Source organism: Pseudoalteromonas sp. BSi20480 (genome assembly GCF_000241365.1).
In the GTDB taxonomy this organism is placed as follows: domain Bacteria; phylum Pseudomonadota; class Gammaproteobacteria; order Enterobacterales; family Alteromonadaceae; genus Pseudoalteromonas; species Pseudoalteromonas marina.
In genome coordinates this window covers 1-18,458 of sequence record NZ_BADX01000152.1, presented here as the reverse complement: position 1 = coordinate 18,458, position 18,458 = coordinate 1, and the positions used below count along the sequence as shown (strand labels likewise).

15 protein-coding genes, 1 tRNA gene and 1 pseudogene are annotated in these 18,458 nt (G+C 40.7%); 11 read left to right on the top strand and 6 right to left on the bottom strand.

Annotated elements, in window-relative coordinates; all coding sequences use genetic code 11:
- The first annotated feature begins 56 nt into the window (after positions 1-56).
- Both dnaB and alr read left to right on the top strand, forming a co-directional pair.
- Positions 57-1,436 carry a replicative DNA helicase gene (dnaB, locus tag P20480_RS03700; protein ID WP_006793716.1) on the top strand — a complete coding sequence of 460 codons (1,380 nt, stop codon included), beginning with the start codon at positions 57-59 and terminating at the stop codon, positions 1,434-1,436.
- Complete coding sequence (alr, locus tag P20480_RS03705) at positions 1,436-2,515, top strand: alanine racemase (protein ID WP_006793715.1); 1,080 nt, start codon at positions 1,436-1,438, stop codon at positions 2,513-2,515. The genes dnaB and alr overlap by 1 nt, the downstream gene beginning before the upstream one ends.
- A 14-nt stretch (positions 2,516-2,529) precedes the next feature.
- Here the strand turns inward: alr and P20480_RS03710 are convergent, their stop codons facing one another.
- Entirely contained in the window at positions 2,530-2,769 is a 240-nt protein-coding gene (locus P20480_RS03710) for a DUF2960 domain-containing protein (protein ID WP_006793714.1), read from the bottom strand.
- Between the two features lie 108 nt (positions 2,770-2,877).
- Between P20480_RS03710 and P20480_RS03715 the strand changes: the two genes are divergently transcribed.
- From P20480_RS03715 to P20480_RS03725, 3 genes are read left to right on the top strand one after another with little or no spacing between them, the layout of a single operon-like run.
- Positions 2,878-3,129, top strand: coding sequence for a YkoF family thiamine/hydroxymethylpyrimidine-binding protein (locus P20480_RS03715; RefSeq protein ID WP_006793713.1), 252 nt, complete (start codon positions 2,878-2,880; stop codon positions 3,127-3,129).
- A gap of 34 nt (positions 3,130-3,163) precedes the next feature.
- Positions 3,164-3,787: a nicotinamide riboside transporter PnuC gene (gene pnuC / locus P20480_RS03720; protein ID WP_008131932.1), complete on the top strand. Its 624-nt coding sequence runs from the start codon at positions 3,164-3,166 to the stop codon at positions 3,785-3,787.
- Positions 3,788-3,790: 3 nt separating this feature from the next.
- Entirely contained in the window at positions 3,791-4,597 is an 807-nt protein-coding gene (locus P20480_RS03725) for a phosphotransferase (RefSeq protein ID WP_008131931.1), read from the top strand.
- Here the strand turns inward: P20480_RS03725 and P20480_RS03730 are convergent.
- A complete protein-coding gene (locus P20480_RS03730) occupies positions 4,594-4,776 on the bottom strand; it encodes a hypothetical protein (RefSeq protein ID WP_006793710.1) in 183 nt (60 codons plus the stop codon). The genes P20480_RS03725 and P20480_RS03730 overlap by 4 nt on opposite strands.
- 246 nt (positions 4,777-5,022) lie before the next feature.
- On the opposite strand from P20480_RS03730, the gene P20480_RS03735 reads away from it, so the two are divergent.
- The 3 genes and pseudogenes from P20480_RS03735 to P20480_RS18640 all read left to right on the top strand — a co-directional run bounded on the left by P20480_RS03735 (position 5,023) and on the right by P20480_RS18640 (position 8,986).
- A tRNA-Arg gene (locus tag P20480_RS03735) sits at positions 5,023-5,097 on the top strand.
- Positions 5,098-5,301: 204 nt separating this feature from the next.
- Entirely contained in the window at positions 5,302-7,518 is a 2,217-nt protein-coding gene (locus tag P20480_RS03740; RefSeq protein WP_008131930.1) for an EAL domain-containing protein, read from the top strand.
- Between the two features lie 200 nt (positions 7,519-7,718).
- Positions 7,719-8,986: pseudogene (locus P20480_RS18640) on the top strand (HD-GYP domain-containing protein).
- Here P20480_RS18640 and P20480_RS19945 read toward each other — a convergent pair.
- Entirely contained in the window at positions 8,946-9,269 is a 324-nt protein-coding gene (locus P20480_RS19945; RefSeq protein ID WP_083830931.1) for a hypothetical protein, read from the bottom strand. The pseudogene P20480_RS18640 and the gene P20480_RS19945 sit on opposite strands and share 41 nt — an antisense overlap.
- A gap of 285 nt (positions 9,270-9,554) precedes the next feature.
- On the opposite strand from P20480_RS19945, the gene P20480_RS03750 reads away from it, so the two are divergent.
- Positions 9,555-10,832, top strand: coding sequence for an outer membrane protein transport protein (locus tag P20480_RS03750; RefSeq protein ID WP_008131926.1), 1,278 nt, complete (start codon positions 9,555-9,557; stop codon positions 10,830-10,832).
- A gap of 112 nt (positions 10,833-10,944) precedes the next feature.
- Here P20480_RS03750 and P20480_RS03755 read toward each other — a convergent pair whose 3' ends face one another.
- The 3 genes from P20480_RS03755 to pepA form a co-directional block, all read right to left on the bottom strand.
- Entirely contained in the window at positions 10,945-13,800 is a 2,856-nt protein-coding gene (locus P20480_RS03755) for a valine--tRNA ligase (RefSeq protein WP_008131925.1), read from the bottom strand.
- Between the two features lie 53 nt (positions 13,801-13,853).
- A complete protein-coding gene (locus P20480_RS03760) occupies positions 13,854-14,300 on the bottom strand; it encodes a DNA polymerase III subunit chi (RefSeq protein ID WP_006793705.1) in 447 nt (148 codons plus the stop codon).
- 149 nt (positions 14,301-14,449) lie between these two features.
- Positions 14,450-15,961 (bottom strand): leucyl aminopeptidase, encoded by a 1,512-nt coding sequence (pepA, locus tag P20480_RS03765; RefSeq protein WP_008131923.1) that lies wholly within the window; start codon positions 15,959-15,961, stop codon positions 14,450-14,452.
- A 309-nt stretch (positions 15,962-16,270) separates the two neighbouring features.
- Here pepA and lptF point away from each other — a divergent pair, with 309 nt between their 5' ends.
- Both lptF and lptG read left to right on the top strand, forming a co-directional pair.
- The gene (gene lptF / locus P20480_RS03770) at positions 16,271-17,383 is read left to right on the top strand and encodes an LPS export ABC transporter permease LptF (RefSeq protein WP_006793703.1); all 1,113 of its coding nucleotides are present in this window, start codon (positions 16,271-16,273) and stop codon (positions 17,381-17,383) included.
- Positions 17,380-18,447: an LPS export ABC transporter permease LptG gene (gene lptG / locus P20480_RS03775; RefSeq protein ID WP_008131921.1), complete on the top strand. Its 1,068-nt coding sequence runs from the start codon at positions 17,380-17,382 to the stop codon at positions 18,445-18,447. The genes lptF and lptG overlap by 4 nt, the downstream gene beginning before the upstream one ends.
- Positions 18,448-18,458 lie beyond the last annotated feature (11 nt).

Here is an 18,458-nt window from a genome sequence, read left to right as displayed (position 1 = left end):
GCACAACCCCGGCAAGTCGATAGAATAGAGCCATTCAATTTTAGTACTGTGAAGTTATGGCCAAACCAGATAAGCAAGTCGATACCCTTAAAGTTCCTCCCCATTCAATAGAAGCTGAACAATCTGTTTTAGGTGGCTTAATGCTTGATAACCAAGCATATGACCGCGTAGCCGAACTTGTTGTATCTCAAGATTTTTATACTCGTACGCACAAGCTTATTTTTGAAGCAATGACAGAGCTTGCAGAGTTGGGTGATCCAATCGATTTAATTACGATTTCTGAAAGCCTTGAAAAAAATAATAAACTGGCAGGAATTGGTGGTTTTGCTTACTTAGCCGAAATAGCCAAAAATACACCGAGTGCCGCTAATATCGATGCGTACGCTAATATTGTGCGAGAGCGTGCGGTTGTGCGTGAAATGATTGGTGTAGCAAATGAAATAGCCGAGGCCGGTTTTAATACCGAAGGGCGTACAAGCCATGACTTATTAGATTTTGCCGAGAGTAAAGTATTTAAAATTGCTGAGCAGCGTTCAAAAAGCACCGAAGGTCCGCAAAGCATACACAACATACTCGAAAAAACTGTTGATAAAATAGAAGAGCTATACCAATCTCCGCAAGATGGTGTAACAGGCGTAAGTACCGGCTATGCTGACTTAGATAAAATGACCACAGGTTTACAGCCTTCTGATTTAATTATTGTAGCCGCGCGTCCTTCAATGGGTAAAACTACCTTTGCGATGAACCTTGCAGAGCATGCGGCAATGACACAAGACAAGCCTGTGCTTATTTACTCATTAGAGATGCCCTCTGAGCAAATCATGATGAGGATGCTGGCATCACTTGGTCGTATTAACCAAACTAAGGTACGTACTGGTCAGCTAGACGATGATGATTGGGCGCGTCTTTCATCAACCATGGGCTTGTTGATGGAAAAAGGTAAAATGTATGTTGATGATGCATCAGGGTTAACACCTACCGATGTTCGCTCACGTGCACGTCGTATTGCGCGCGATCATGGTGGTATCAGTATGATCATGGTTGATTACCTTCAGCTTATGCGTGTGCCGAGCTTATCGGATAACAGAACACTTGAAATAGCAGAAATTTCACGCTCTCTTAAGTCACTAGCAAAAGAATTAAAATGCCCGGTTGTTGCGCTTTCGCAGCTAAACCGTACGCTTGAGCAACGTGCTGATAAACGCCCAATTAACTCAGATTTACGTGAATCTGGCTCGATAGAGCAGGATGCCGATTTAATCATGTTTATATACCGTGATGAAGTCTACAACGAAGACAGTACTGAAAAAGGCATAGCCGAAATCATCATAGGTAAACAGCGTAACGGTCCAATTGGTAAGGTGCGCTTGACGTTCCAAGGGCAGTTTTCTCGCTTTGATAACTACGCAGGTCCTGCGATGGATGACGAGTATTAATGCGCTTAGCTACTGCTGAAATTAATTTAACGGCACTTGCGCATAATTTAGCGCAGGTAAAGCGTTTTGCACCAAACAGTAAAGTTATGGCGGTATTAAAAGCCAATGCTTATGGCCATGGTTTGGTTAAAATTGCACAACATTTAAATGATGCAGACGCATTTGCAGTAGCACGTATAGATGAAGCTTTAGCGCTTCGAGCTGGCGGGTTAACAAAACCGATTGTGTTACTTGAAGGCTTTTTTAATAAAGACGATTTACCTATTTTATTGGCCAATAACTTTCAAACTATTATTCATGATGAGTATCAGCTTGCCGCTTTGGAAGAGGCTGAGCTTGAAGCGCCTTTATTGTGCTGGCTTAAAGTAAATACCGGCATGCATCGCCTGGGTATTGCCCCAGAGCAGTTTGATGAATTTTATAAGCGCCTGCAAAAAACACCCAATGCCAATAACACCGTTAATTTAATGACCCACTTTGCATGCGCGGACGATGTAAATAACACCAAGACAGCACAGCAAATTTCACAGTTTGACTGCCTAGTAAATAATATTAACCAAGCACATTGCTTATCTAACTCGGCAGGCATTATTGCTTGGCCGAATGCTCATGGCGATTGGGTACGCCCTGGTTTAATGTTATATGGGGTATCACCTATGGCAAACGCATTGGGTGAGCAGCACCAGCTTAAACCCGTTATGCGTTTAACGACACGTGTTATAGCAGTGCGCCATGTTCCAGCTAACGAGGCCGTAGGATATGGTGGGCGTTGGAAAAGCGATAAAGCGACTCAGTTAGCTGTGGTTGCTATGGGATATGGTGACGGTTACCCGCGACATGCAAAAGAGGGTACACCAGTGGTTATTGGCAAGCAGCGCTATGGTATTGTAGGTAGTGTGGCAATGGATATGATTAGCGTAGACATAGGCCAAAACGAGCACAACATAAAAGTAGGCGACAGAGTCACAATGTGGGGCCCAGAGCTACCAGTAGAAGAAATAGCACAGTGCGCCGATACCATTCCTTACGAGCTTTTGTGTAATATTACACCGCGCGTAAGTTATGAGTATCAGCCATAATTAAATAGTGGTAGTTACTCTTTAATAAAGTAAATATCACTAAAGCCCATGCGGGCAAACTCTTGATCACGAAAGTTACGAACAGAAGCTGACCCTTTAGAGGTCATTTCTATTTGCTGTACCATGCTTAAGTAATTCGTTAAATCAATGCCTTCGGCAGCAGCAATTGCTTGATACATGTCGTGGTATTTATCTTTAGCAAAATTTATTTCGCGCGGTTGGTTTTTAAATTTATAGGTTATTCTGCGTGCCATATTACGCTCATTGTAATTGAGTATTAAAGCGATTTTACACTGTATTTAGTAGCGGCTCTAGCATTGAATGACACGATATAACTAGGCACTCAAACCATAGGGTTAATAATGAAATTATCAGTAGAGATTAGTAAGTACCCACTTCACCAAGATTACATTCCTTTTATCAAAGGGTTTATTGATCGATTAAACGAATACGATGGTTTAAAAGTGATTACTAATACACTATCGACACAAATTTTTGGCGATTATGATTTAGTGATGCAAGTACTCAATACCGAAATTAAACGTTCATACGAAGAGTTTGGCAAAGCTATTTTTGTGTGTAAGTTTTTGTCTGGCGATTTATCGCCTCAGTAGTTTTTTCGCCACAATTTAACGGTAACAGCACACTATGGAATTTATAACAAAAACGTTAAGCGGTTTTACTGCCATGTCGCACTGGGAATATATTGCGGTTGTGTTATCAATTGCTTATTTATTGTTGGCGATAAAAGAAAGCCTGTGGTGCTGGCCTGCTGCGTTTTTTAGTACGCTAATTTATACTATTATGTATTGGAATGGCGCATTGCTAATGGAGTCATTACTCAACTTTTATTACATGTATATGGCTGTATTTGGCTGGGTTGTGTGGCGAAAAGGCAAAGCTAATAATAACAACCTGAGTATTAGTTCTTGGTCTATGGAACGTCATGCGCTTTTAATCATACTTACCTCTATTGCGGCAACAGGCATTGGGTATTTTATGACTAACTATACGCATGCTGATTTTGCTTACCTAGATAGCTTTACAACCTGTTTTGCCGTTGTGACGACTTACTTAGTTGCCAAAAAAATCCTTGAAAACTGGTTGTATTGGATAGTCATAGACGCAGCGTCTATGTATTTATATTACGAAAAAGGCTACTACCCAACATTAGCGCTTTTTGTGTTTTACACCATTATGGCAGGGTGGGGATTTAAAACCTGGTATGAAGAATACGAGCAAAGCCAAGCTAAGCCACTCGCACAGCTTTAATTTATGAGTGATTACAATGCACTTATAAACAAATGCCGTGCGTTTATAGCACCAAGTAGCGTTATTTCATGCGTGCCTTTATCACAAGGTTTAAGTAACGAAAATGTGTTAATAAATACGACTCAAGAGAAGTATTTATTAAAGCGTTACAAAGACCATTGGCCAGAATACGCCTTAGAGGCACAGCGTCGCCTGAGTGCGTCAAATATATGTCCTTCGCCTGTATGGCTTGATAAACAAAATCAACTGGCTGTGTTTAATTACTTTGACGGTAGTACCGCAAAGAGTCTATCAATCGACGACGTGATTAAAAAGCTTGTCACTGTCCATGCTTACTCAGTTAGCACTGAGCCAATGAACATAGCCCAAGAGCTAAGCTGTTATAAATGTTCACCAGTGTATTTGGAGCATCAGCAGCTAATTAGTGCAGCGGTTAACTTTATTACGGCCATGCCTATCGAGCTTGGTTTTTGCCACAACGATTTAATTAAAGATAATTTAATAGTGAATGAGTCAGGCAGCTACTTAATTGATTTTGAGTACGCTAAAACTAACGACGTGTATTTTGATTTAGCGGCGCTAAGTGTTAGCTTTGAGCTAAATAAAAATAATGATGATGCGTTATTAAATAGTTACGCTAAATATAAAGATAAAAAGGTAGGGTTTGTAACATCAACCGATAAGCTTAATTGTTATAAGCTGTTATTTTTGGTTTTAAGTATTGGTTGGTATGAGCAGCGCGACATAAGAGCTCCAGCAAAAAAATTACGCGCGCAGCTGCTAAAACTTATTGCAGCATGTGGCTTTTAAAGGCCACCAAAACGCGCTGCTAACTCTTTATATTTTGCTACTTCATCTGCATCAAACTGCGGTTCGCCGTTTTCATCTTCTGACTTAGCGATTAATAAACTTTCACGTGCAAGACGTTTTACGCGCTCTTCTTTTACACCTAAAAATTCTGCAACTTGCTCCGTAGACATCAAACTCATTATTAATTCCTCTTTTAAATATTTTCATTACTGTGACAATGATAGTTAAAATGTTGCTAAAGCGTAACTATTTTTATCGAATATTAATAAATAACGCGTTTTTATAAAATAGTCACATGTTTTATTCAAAAGTGCCTAATTAGTAATCATATAAACTAATGTCGCTAGCATTTGTGTAAAGATGGCTTTATCATTAGCGTATGCTAACACATTGATATCGCGAGTTGATGTGGCGGCAGCAAATGTGCTCTCGTGGTGAAATGGATATCACGTGGCCCTCCGGAGGCTGAGTTGTAGGTTCGATCCCTACCGAGAGCGCCATTTGATTTAACTAGGCCAAAAACTTACCTGTGTTTTACTCCCTTTCTAATTATTAACCACCTTGCTTAAATAGACTTTACTGCCTATTGTTTTGATTATGATAGATATCTAATTATGCCATTGGTGCGTTGTGTTTGTGTTACTCAAATACATCAATAGAACAAAGGTGTATTAATACATTCGTACTTTTGGGAAACACAGTGAATGGATAGTATTGAGCAGCTTAAATTTGATCTGGCAAAGGCAGATGCCAAAATATCTGAGCTAGAAAAAAACGCCTGTTGTAATGATTTATTTATACATATATTTAACTCTTCCCCTGTCCCATTTGTATTGAATGACGCTCATAACACTATTGTCCATGCTAACGATACGTTTGTTAATATGTTTGGTTATAGAGCAAGCGATATACCCACAGTAGATGAATGGTGGGGCAAAGTACTTCCTAATAGCCATTATCGCGACTGTGTGATGAACTTGTGGCACAAAAAATTAAACGATGCAAAAAAAATGAATACTCGCTTTGTGCCAATGCAGCTAACTATACAGTGCAAAGACGGGCGTAAACGTACTGTACTTGGCAGTGCCGTTCCTTTAAAAAATGGGGATGCCAGTATTATATTAAATATTTTTTATGATATTACTGAACTTGAGTATGAAAATGGCCAAATACGTGAGCTATCTAATATCATTACTGAATTAACCCTTTCTTTAGAACAGCAAAAAAACGACCTCATACTCGAAAAACAAAAAGCCTCAGTAAACACAGAGCGGTTAAGTTTAGCCATGAAGGGCGCTAATGATGGACTTTGGGATTGGGATATTGCTAACGAAAAAATGTATTACTCACCGCGATGGAAATCGATGTTGGGGTATAAAGAAGACGAGCTTACAAATAGTTTTGCTACATGGGAAAGGCTTGTTCACCCTGACGATCTAGCTCCAGCAGTTGCTAAAATCCATTCGTTTATGGAATCTAAAACTAAGCACTATGAGGCTGAGTTTAGAATGCGCCATAAAAATGGTAGCTATGTAAATATTTTTTCTCGTGCTTTTGTTGTTGAAAGTGAGGAAGGTGAAATTACTCGTTTAGTGGGCACTCATGTAGATATTACAGCAAGAAAAAAATCAGAAGAAAAACTCAGCTACCAATCATCTCATGATTCACTCACTGGTTTAGCAAATAGAAGAGAGTTTAAGCGTCGCGTTGAGCTTTTATTGTCAGTTGCTGCTGAAAAACGAGTTGATCATGCTTTATGTTATATGGACCTTGATCAATTTAAAGTAGTGAATGACACCTGTGGTCATTTAGCTGGCGATGAATTACTTCGTCAGCTCGGTTCTTTATTGCAAAAAGTAGTAAGAAAAACAGATGTGGTAGCACGCCTCGGGGGGGATGAGTTTGCTGTATTGATGGAAAACTGCTCATTTGATAACGCCCATCGTGTAACTAGCTTAATTCAAAAAGAAATTGAGGATTATAGATTTGTTTGGGAAGGTCGCAGCTTTCGTATAGGTGTAAGCATGGGGTTGATCCAAATTACCGATAAATATGTGGATTTTACAGAGGTGCTAAAGTTAGCTGATGTTGCTTGTTATATAGCAAAGGAGAAGGGACGAAATAGAATCCATGTTCATTATGATGATGACGAAGAGCTCGCAGTGCGCCAAGGCGAGATGCAGTGGGTAAATAGAGTTCAAGATGCAATAGATGAAAACCGCTTTAAAATATACGCACAATTAATTGAGCCACTCGCTTGCGATAAAAATAAACATTATGAATTGCTATTGCGCATGGTCGATGATCAGGGAGGTATAATTCCTCCGGGTGCTTTCTTACCTCCTGCAGAGCGCTATCAACTGATTGTTAAAGTAGATAGTTGGATGATTGAAAACGCATTTAAGATGATTCTAAATAACCCTAACTTTCTCAAAGGGGTTAACTTCTTGTCTATTAACCTTTCAGGACAGTCACTTACTAATGAGGACTTTTTAATATTTGTTACAGAGCAACTTACCCTTTTGGGTGAGCATAGTGAAAAGATCTGTTTTGAAATAACCGAAACAGCCGCCATTTCAAACCTAGAACTTGCCAGTAAGTTTATTTCCCAACTAAAGGTGCTAGGGTGCTGTTTTGCACTAGATGACTTTGGAAGTGGGTTATCATCATTTGGGTACCTGAAAAACCTCAAGGTGGACTACCTTAAAATAGATGGGATTTTTGTTAAAGATATCGCGGTCGATCCGATTGATCATGCAATGGTGAAATCAATAAATGAGATTGGCCACGTTATGGGTATGAAAACTATTGCTGAGTTTGTCGAAACTTCACGAATTAAGCAAACTCTATTAGAAATGGGCGTAGATTACGCGCAAGGTTATGCAGTGCATAAACCGCAGCCAATTGAAGAGCTTTTCTAAGTTATAAACACATTTAGCTTCGAGCAACTAGATTAAAGCCACCTAATTAATAGCGTGGTAAATTTATTTAAATGTACATTTTTAAGTGAGTGATAAGCAATCCTTTATAGTCATTTATTAACGTAAATGAAACAAATGTTAGACTTGTACAGGTGTAAAATGCTATCAATGGTGTTTAATTCCCTATTTTAAATACCTTTATGCTTATTACTCTACCTATCACTGAACTTGTTCCCGGCATGTATGTCGATAGCGTAACTAAGCAACATGAAGGTGTTAATGGAATAAAAATTAAAACCAGTGGTTTGGTTCGTGAAAAATCGATTATAAAACGTTTAGCGACAGAAGGCGTGCTTGAGCTATTAATTGATTTTACTAAAGGCGATGTAGCCATCCCCGCTAAGTACAAGCCAACTTCCAAGTCCCCTGAAAAAAATAAAAATCTAGCGTCTACAAAACTAAGTGATCAAACAAAGGCAAAGCCTGCCAAGGATAAATCAAAACTCGTAAATACACCTGCAAGTATAACGCTTGAGCAAGAGTTTGCTGCAGCCAGTGAAGGTTACGAGCGCCATAGTAAAAATTAAAGTCGCTATATGGAGATATAACCGCAGGCATGGCGGTTAATGTAAAAGTACTTGATGAAATAGCCGGTGAGATAGTTAGCTCCGTTTTTCGAAATACCAACGCTATGACCATACTTACGCGCGTAAAAGACAAGCATAATTATAACTGGCGACATATGATCAATTGTGCCATTTTTACCGCCGTGTTTGCTAAGTATTTAGGTTACAAGCAAGGGGTTGTTCAACAATTGGCAATGGGCGCATTACTCCATGATTTAGGCCAAGCTAAAATACCACAAGGTATACTATCAAAACCCTCTAAGCTGACCGAATTTGAAATGAGTGCGGTAAAAAAGCATGTATCTCAAGGGTTGATATTAGCAAAAGAGGAAGAGGGTGTAACGCCACTCATGTTGGACATGATAGTAAATCATCATGAGCGATTAGATGGCTCAGGTTACCCCAGAGGTGTAAGTGATCAAAAGCTCAGTCGTGCTGCCCGTATTATGGCTATTGTTGATGTATATGATGCGATGACCGCTGATAAGCTATACAAAGAAGGCGATGAGCCTATTAATGCATTACGTTACTTATTGGCTAGCAACAAGTTATTTGATGCTGAGTTAGTGCAGCGCTTTATAAAGTGTTTAGGTGTCCACCCTGTGGGAAGTATTGTTAAATTAACTAACGAGCGTTTAGCAATCGTGTTAGAGGGAAATACCCAAAACCCTATTAAGCCAAAAGTTAAATTATTTTATAATGCAAAGCATAATCATCACGTAACGCCTAAAGATATAGATTTGAGTACCGACAACCAAGAGCTTAAAATTTTAGCGAGTGTAAAGCCAATGGATTATCAAATTAACTTATCTCGTTTGTTAAAAGATCATCTTCTCGTTTAGCCTTAATACATTGTCGCTTTTGGTTTGCCTGAGCTGATATAAACGCGCCTAAAAAACAACTTCCCATTAGTACCAACCACAACAAAGTGCCAAGCTCTACATGTAAAGCTGTGCAGCAAAAAATGAGCGATACAACAGCATTTAACATAGCGCCTAGCCAGTAACGATTAACAGGGTTGTCGCATTGTCCGGCCTGTGTGCATGCGCAGTAATTTGCCTTACAAAAGAAAAACACACTGGCTCCACAAAAAATAAGAACCACCATAATTAGAACAATCAGCACAGTTTTAACCCTTTGGTTATTTTAAAAAGAGTTTAAAATGCGGCGTAATTCATGTCAATCTAAATGATAACTAATTACATTTAGAGCAATTACTCTAATAACATATTTCTTGTCCGATGAGTTTTAAATAGTTAGTTAAAATGTAAGTTAAAAACGTTGTTTTTAGGTGTTTTTGGTGTGATCATGAAGTTTTTTTCTAAAAATTAATGTAGTGTAGCCGGGTTTTGAATATAAGTAACAACACACATAGCTACCCAAACAGTGAGTTTGGTTAAGGACACAACAATGAAATTTTCTAAAACGCTTATCGCAGCCTCGCTTGCATTTGTTTCAGCTGACTCTTTTGCAGCTGCGTTTCAATTAGCTGAGCAAAACGCATCAGGTTTAGGCCGTGCTTATGCTGGTGAAGCATCTATCGCAGACGACGCGTCTGTTGTTGCACGTAACCCTGCTTTAATGACTTTATTTAAAGATAAGCAACTAAGTGTTGCTGCTATAGCCGTTGTTCCAGATGTTAGCCTTGAAGGCACTGGTACAAACAATGGCATCGACCCGAATGCATTAGATGACGACAGCATTGCGCCTAGCGCCATTATTCCAGCAACTTATTTCACAATGCCAGTAAACGACAGAGTATCAGTTGGTTTTGGCGCATTTGCTAACTTTGGTTTAGCAACAAAATTTGATGACGACTACGCGGCAGGTCAAATTGCGGGCGAAACAGAAATTGTAACTGTAAATATGAACGCAAGCGTTGCCTATAAAGTAAGCGAGCAGTTCAGCTTTGGTATTGGCTTAAATGCAATTTATGCAGAAGCTAAAATTATTCGTAAGTTTGGTGCTTCAGCTTTACCAATCCCTGCTTCAACAGATGCAGTAAACCTTGAAGGTGATGATATTGGTTACGGCTTAAATGTTGGTTTAATGTACCAATTAGACGAAAACAGCCGTTTTGGTTTTAACTACCGTACAGAAACTGACATCACGTTTGAAGGTGAATACTCAAACGAGCTTCCTTCTGCATTTATTCCTGGTGGATTAGACGGACAGCTTGAACTTCCAGGTTCGGTTGAAATAACGCTACCTGCTATTGCTGAGTTTTCTGGTTCACATCAGTTAGACGAAAAATTAGGCTTACATTACAGCGTATTGTGGACTGGCTGGAGCAGCTTTGATTCATTGGAAGCACAAGTAACAGCACCAACGGGTGATAAGTTTAGCGCATTTGAAAAAACAGAAGATTTCTCTGATGCACTTCGTTACTCAGTAGGTACTGACTACCAGTACAACGAAAACCTATTGTTACGTGCAGGTATTGCGTTTGACGAGTCGCCTGTATCACAACAGCATTTATCAATCTCGATTCCAGACACAGACCGCTTTTGGTTCTCTTTTGGTGGTAACTACATCATCGATAAAAACTCAAACGTTGATTTAGGCGTGAGTATTATTCGTGGTAAAACACAAAACTACACTGAAAAAGATAACTTAGGCTCGCAGTGGTCTTTTGAATCTAAAGGTCATGCTACGCTTATTGGCGCGCAGTACAACTACACGTTTTAATGTAGAAGTGCCTTTAGCTTAGTCATTAGGCACAAAAAAAGCCGCTCACTTTAATTAAAGTGAGCGGCTTTTTAATGCCTGCTAAATTGCTTTAGCAGGCAGGTGACTAAAATTATAAGCTTTCAATCTTCGTTTTTTGCTCAAGCAGCTTAGTTTTAGCATCGGTGAATTCAGCTAACTTAGCGTTTTCTTTTGCAAGAACGGCTTCTGGTGCATTGTTTACAAACTTTTCGTTAGCGAGTTTGTTTTGCACTTGCGCTAGGCCTTTTTCTGCTTTTTCGAGTTGCTTGTTGATACGTGCAAGCTCTGCTTCAACATCAATTAAGCCCGCCATTGGGATCATAATTTCAAGGTTGCCAACATAAGAGGTTGCACACGCTGGTGCGTCGTCTTTGTTTTCAAGCATTGTAAACTCTTCAAGCTTAGCCAATGATGCCAAGAATGATTTGTTTTCTTCAATACGGCGCACATCTTCGCTTGATGCATTGGCAAGTAATACGCTCAGTGGCTTGCTTGGGCTAATATCCATTTCACCACGAATGTTACGAATCGCTAAAATGAATTGCTTAACCCACTCTAAGTCTTCCATCGCTTTGGCATCAACGCTTGCTTCATTATAAACAGGGAAGCCTTGTACCATAATGCTAGTGCCCGCTGTTTCAAGCCCTGCAAGTGGTGCAACGCGTTGCCAAATCGTTTCTGTGATGTATGGCATCATTGGGTGCATTAAACGTAGTAGGCTTTCTAGTATCGTAATGAGTGTATTACGTGTACCGCGCTGCTGTGCTTCACTGCCTTTAAATAATACAGGCTTGGTCAACTCTAAGTACCAATCACAGAACTGGTTCCAAGTGAATTCGTAAAGTGTATTAGCGGCTAAATCAAAGCGGTAGTTATCAAGGTGCTCAGTGTACGTTTTAACGGTGGCTTCATATTGGCCTAAAATCCAACGATCAGCTAGCGAGTACTCTTTTTGTGCACCGTTTGCAAAACCACAGTCTTGCTCTTCTGTGTTCATTAATACGTAACGGCTCGCGTTCCATAGTTTATTACAGAAGTTGCGGTAACCTTCAAGGCGGTTCATATCCCAGTTAATATCACGACCGGTAGATGCCATTGCAGCAAGGGTAAAGCGAAGCGCATCGGTACCGTGTGCTTCAATACCATTTGCGAATACTTTGCGCGTGTCTTTTTCAATTTTAGCGGCAAGTTTAGGCTGCATCATGTTGCCAGTACGCTTTTGTACTAAGTCTTCAAGCTCAATGCCGTCAATCATGTCTAGCGGGTCAAGCACGTTACCTTTTGACTTAGACATTTTATCGCCGTTGTCGTCACGTATTAGGCCAGTAACATACACTGTTTTAAACGGCACTTGTGGTTTACCATTTTCATCTTTAATAAAGTGCAGCGTCATCATGATCATACGGGCAACCCAGAAGAAAATAATATCAAAACCCGTTACCAACACGTCAGACGGGTGGAAGGTTTTTAAATCATCGGTGTTTTCTGGCCAGCCTTGCGTTGAGAATGTCCAAAGCGCTGACGAGAACCATGTATCTAGTACGTCTTCGTCTTGGCTAAGTGCTACGCTATCTGCAATGTTGTTATCGCGGCGTACTTCCGCCTCATCGCGGCCAACGTATACGTTGCCTTCGCTGTCGTACCAAGCTGGAATACGGTGACCCCACCAAAGCTGACGTGATATACACCAATCTTGTACGTCGTTCATCCACGAAAAGTACATGTTTTCGTATTGCTTAGGCACAAATTGAATGTCGCCGTTTTTAACTGCATCTTTAGCAGGTTCTGCAAGTGGCGCAACACGTACATACCATTGGTCTGTAAGTAGTGGCTCAATAACCACACCAGAGCGGTCACCGTATGGAACAGTTAGGCCGTGATCTTCAGTTTTTTCAAGTAGGCCAAGCTCTTCAAATTCAGCCACAATCGCTTTACGCGCTGCAAAACGATCAAGCCCATGAAAACGCGCTGGAATAGGCGCATCAAGCTCAAGCTCTTTGCCGTCAAAGGTGTAAGTTTCACCTTGCGTTAAAATAGCGGCGTCTTTATCGAAAATATTGATCATTGGCATTTTGTGACGCTTGCCAACTTCGTTATCGTTAAAGTCGTGAGCTGGGGTTATTTTTACACAACCTGTGCCTTTATCTTTATCGGCGTGTTCGTCAGCAACAATGGTGATACGACGATTAACGATAGGTAATAAAATGTCTTTACCAATTAAATCTGTGTAGCGCTCGTCATCTGGGTTTACTGCAACACCAGAGTCGCCTAGCATAGTTTCTGGGCGCGTAGTTGCGACTACAATGTAGTCTTTACCGTCTTGTGTTTTAACGCCATCAGCTAGTGGGTAACGTAAGTTCCACATGTGGCCTTGTTTGTCTTTGTTTTCAACTTCAAGGTCTGAAATTGCTGTGTGTAATTTTGGATCCCAGTTTACTAGGCGTTTACCACGGTAAATTAGGTTTTCTTTATGAAGGCGAACAAACACTTCTTTAACGGCTTCAGATAAACCATCGTCCATCGTAAAACGTTCACGGTCCCAATCAACTGATGCGCCAAGGCGACGAAGCTGCTTAGTAATTGTGCCGCCCGATTCGTTTTTCCATTCCCAGATTTTATTAATAAAATCTTCACGGCCTAAATCGTGGCGTGTTTTACCTTCTTCAGCATGCAGTTTACGCTCAACCAACATTTGCGTTGCAATACCTGCGTGGTCAGTACCTACTTGCCATAATGTGTTGTTACCTTGCATACGTTTAAAACGCGTAAGGGTATCCATTATTGTATCTTGGAAAGCGTGGCCCATGTGTAAGCTACCCGTGACATTTGGCGGCGGGATCATAATAGAATACGGTACGCCTTGGCCAGATGGCTTAAAGTAGCCTTTTTGTTCCCAGTCTTGATATAGAGACTGTTCAATATCTTGCGGATTGTAGGTTTTATCCATTACACAGAACCTTAAATAAGTACTTAAATTAGTTGGTTAGTTTGCCTGAGTGGCTAGCTATTAATATCTTGCGTGGTGAGATTGGCACCGAGTTGGCGTAGCTTTTTAAAACGCTCGCGGGCTGCTTGTTTAGCAACAGGTTCTACGGGGACAAAATCAAAAACTTGGTTAAATCGGCGAATGTAATCAGGTAGCTGAGTGGCCAAGTTTATTAAAACTTTTCGGTTGCCAACAGGTGGCGTAATACCAATTTCAACAGGGGCTCCGCCTTTAGGGCCTTCACCTTGTAAATTGTGTGGTACAAAACTGTCTGGGTCGAATGCCCAAATAATTTCATCAATGGCACAGGCTGTATCGTTATCGTTTACACAAATAAATACACGTTGCCCATTACGATACTGATCGGCCGCTATTTGTGCAGCCAAAGCAAAATGATCATCAGCCTGGGCTTTAGACTCATCTTGTTGCTTTAGAACGAAAAATTTAGCGTTCATGTTCATTGTATCGGGCTTTCCCATGACATTGAATGTGCACTAGGTTAATACACATAAATTAAGAGGCAGATTTTGCCATATAACGGGGTTTGCTTCAATTAATACACAAATAAATAAGGCGCCTAATGGCGCCTTATTTTGAACTAAACAGATAATTAATCGTGTGCTGCTTCGCTTACACCCGCTCTGTTCAATAAATACTGAGTTAGCATAGGAACAGGGCGCCCTGTTGCGCCTTTATTTGCACCACTTCGCCATGCAGTACCCGCCACATCTAAATGCGCCCAATTATATTTTTTGGTAAACTTGGATAAAAAACACGCTGCGGTAATTGTGCCTGCCGCGCGCCCACCTAAGTTAGTAAAATCAGCAAATGGGCTTTCTAGTTGGTCTTGATAATCGTCCCACAGTGGTAGCTGCCATGCACGGTCGCCACTTTGCTCAGACGCTTTCAATAAGTCGTGGGCAAGGGGATTATGGTTTGCAAGCAAGCCTGTTGCATGAGCACCTAATGCAACAATACATGCACCTGTAAGGGTGGCTACATCTATGACCGTATCTGGGTCAAAACGCTCCACGTAGGTTAACGCATCGCATAATACTAAACGACCTTCAGCATCGGTATTAAGTACTTCAACCGTTTGCCCCGACATCGTTGTTAAAATATCACCTGGTCGGTAAGCATTTGAACTTGGCATGTTTTCACAACCAGCTAAAATACCTATTACGTTTATAGGTAATTGCATTTGTGCCAAAGCGCGCATTGCACCTATAACACCTGCAGCACCGCCCATATCGTATTTCATTTCATCCATGGCTTCGCCAGGTTTAATTGAAATACCGCCTGAGTCAAAGGTTAAACCTTTACCAACTAACACAATTGGCGCTTGCTCTTCGCTTGCACCTTTGTAGTTAATAACTGACATAACAGATTCGTTATCACTACCACGGCCAACCGCTAAATATGAGTTCATACCCAGCTCTGCCATTTTTTCTTCGCCAATAATATCAACGGTGATATTATCAAAATTGGTAGCTAGCTCTTGCGCTTGTTCGCCTAAATACGCAGGGTTGCAAATATTGGGTGGCATGTTAGCAACGTCTTTACACAACTTGCTGCCAGCAGCGATAGCTAAACCGTGCTCAATCGCACTTTCACCAATAGTGAGTTCGCGGCGCGTGGGTACGTTAAATACAATTTTACGAAGTGGGCGACGCGGGTCTACTTTTTTACTTTTAAGTTGATTAAACGTGTATAAGCAATCTTGCGTTGTTTCTACGGCTTGGCGTACTTTCCAATAAGTATCTCTGCCTTTTACGTGTTGCTCTGTTAAAAAGCATACCGCTTCCATTGAGCCTGTATCGTTTAAGGTATTTATTGTTTTAGAGATAATTTGTTTGTATTGCTTGTCATCAAGCTCGCGCTCTTTACCGCAACCTACAAGCAAAATACGCTCGCTTAACACGTTAGGGACATGGTGCAATAATAAAACTTGGCCAGGTTTACCCTCTAGGTCGCCACGGCGAAGTAAATTTGAAATGTAACCATCACTGATTTTATCGAGTTGTTCACCAATGGGGGATAACCTGCGTGGTTCGTACACGCCAACGACAATACATGCGCTGCGTTGTTTTTCTGGGCTACCACTTTTTACGCTAAATTCCATTGTTGCTCCTGGTTGTGAGTCATTTAAGCTAATAAATAAGGCCAAAAATAATATTTTCTAGTCTTAGTAGCTAAGCTTATGTAGAGATAATACTCATTTTAGCTGATTTTTACCGACTCTTACTGTGTAATTGAACTTTATATGCTTAAGGGCTACTAATGCAACATTATATCTTGCACTTAGGTAGGATAATTAATTTTGATGGCTTATAATAATAGCCTATTTGTCGGTATAAACTGTGCAAAATAGCTATTTAACTATTCTACACTCACTATTGTAGTGAAATACTAAGTTTAACAGGGGCGAGCATTGCTTATTTTTCGTTATTTGACCGCTGAGGTTTTAAAATCGCAGGTCGCCGTATTTTTAACTTTAATGACCATTTTTTTATCACAAAAGCTGGTGGTTATTTTAGGTGACGCATCAGAGGGAAGCATTCCTGCTCAATTAGTGCTGTCGATGATTGCGTTAAAGTTACCACAACTTGCCTCGTTAATTCTTCCATTGAGTATATTTTTAGGCATTATTTTAGCGTATAGCCGTATTTACGCCGACAGCGAAATGACGGTATTAAAAGCGTGTGGTGTGAGCGAATGGTATGTAGTGCGTGTAACTTTAATATCAAGCGCAGGCTTGGCGCTTTTGGCTGGCGCATTAACTATGTACCTAGCACCGTGGGCCAGTGAGCAAGAATATCAATTAAAAGAACAAGCTAAAGCTGACGCAGGGCTGTCAGCATTAAGAGCCGGTCGTTTTCAAGAAACAGGGAACGAAAAAGCCGTGGTGTTTATTCATAACATTGAAAATGGTGGCAAAGAGCTGAACAAAGTGTTTGTTGCACAGCTACCAAATAGTGATAACGATGAATTAGCTCGACTAGTATACGCAGAGCAAGGCGTGGTAATTGAAGCGCAAAACGGTGAGCAACAGTTAGTGTTAACCGATGGGAAACGATACGAAACCGACGCAACAACACCAGCATTAAACCTGACCGAGTTTGATGGTTACAGTGTACAAATTCGTGAACAAGAAATAGAGCATCAACGCCGTAAGTTAGAAGCTGTGCCGACTAATCAGTTGCTTGCTATTAATACGCCTGAGTCTATTGCTCAATGGCAGTGGCGTATCGCTATTCCTCTTTCTATTCCGCTGCTTACTTTACTAGCAGTGCCGTTAAGTGTGGTTAATCCTCGCCAAGGCAAATTTGCTAAATTGGTACCCGCTATAAGTTTGTATCTTGGGTATTTTATTTTATTAAATGCCGCAAAATTCGCGATAGAAGATGGCAAAATACCGCCGTCAATTGGGCTTTGGTGGATTCACTTGAGTGCCTTATTTATTGGTGGCTTATTAATTATAAAAGGCCGCCCTATAGGCGCTTTGCTAAAGGCTGTTGTCACTAAGCGGGAGTTAAGCTCATGATGAAAACACTCGACTGGTATTTAGGCCGCAGCATTTTACAAACAACAGGCTTTGCTTTGTTGGTTTTAGTTGGCATCAGTACCTTAATTAAATTTATTGAACAGTTAAAATCGGTAGGGCGTGGTAGTTACGATTTGATTACCGCCATGCTGTATACGCTGTACAGTATTCCTGGTGATTTAGTGGTGTTTTTCCCTATGGCTGCGCTCATTGGGGGCTTAACAGGGCTTGGTGCGCTTGCTTCAAATAGTGAATTAGTGGTTATGCAAGCAGCGGGTATGTCGCGGTTGCAAATTATTGGTTCGGTGATGAAAACCGCCATGTTTATGGCCATTTGTATGATGGCGCTTGGCGAATGGGGAGCACCAGAGGCACAGTTACGTGCAAAAGAAATGCGAAACCAAGCTATCCATGGCGGAGATGTGTTTAGCGCACAAAAAGGGGTTTGGGCGAAAGATGGAAATAACTTCATAAATATAGAAGATGTGGATGAAAGCGGTAAGCTTAACGGTTTGCACATGTATTATTTTGATAGCTCACTTGAACTTACTCAAATTACTAAAGCTAAAGAGGCAATTAGCCGAAAAGATGGGTGGCTTTTACGTGATGTAAACAAAGTAATTATTACGGATGAGTTAATTACGACTGAACTACACCCAGAAGAGTTTTACCCATCGCAACTAACCGCTGAAAAGTTAGGCGTTGTATCTGTAAAGCCTGAGTCGCTTTCGTTTACAGGGTTATGGTCGTACTTAAGCTACTTAGAGCAAAATGAACAAGATACCAGTACTTATGATCTTGCTCTTTGGCGAAAGTTCATGCAACCCGTGTCGGTTGCGGTTATGTTATTGGTTGCGCTTTCTTTTATATTTGGTCCATTACGCACTGTAACTATGGGCGCACGAATAATTATGGGTGTTGTAACAGGCATTGTATTTCATTTAACAAACGAGATATTTGGTCCCGTGGTAATGGTTTACCAAATACCTGCCATAATTGGCGCCGTGCTGCCTAGTGTTATTTTTATAGGCTTTGCGACCTACTTAATGAATAAACGGGTATAAGCGATTATATC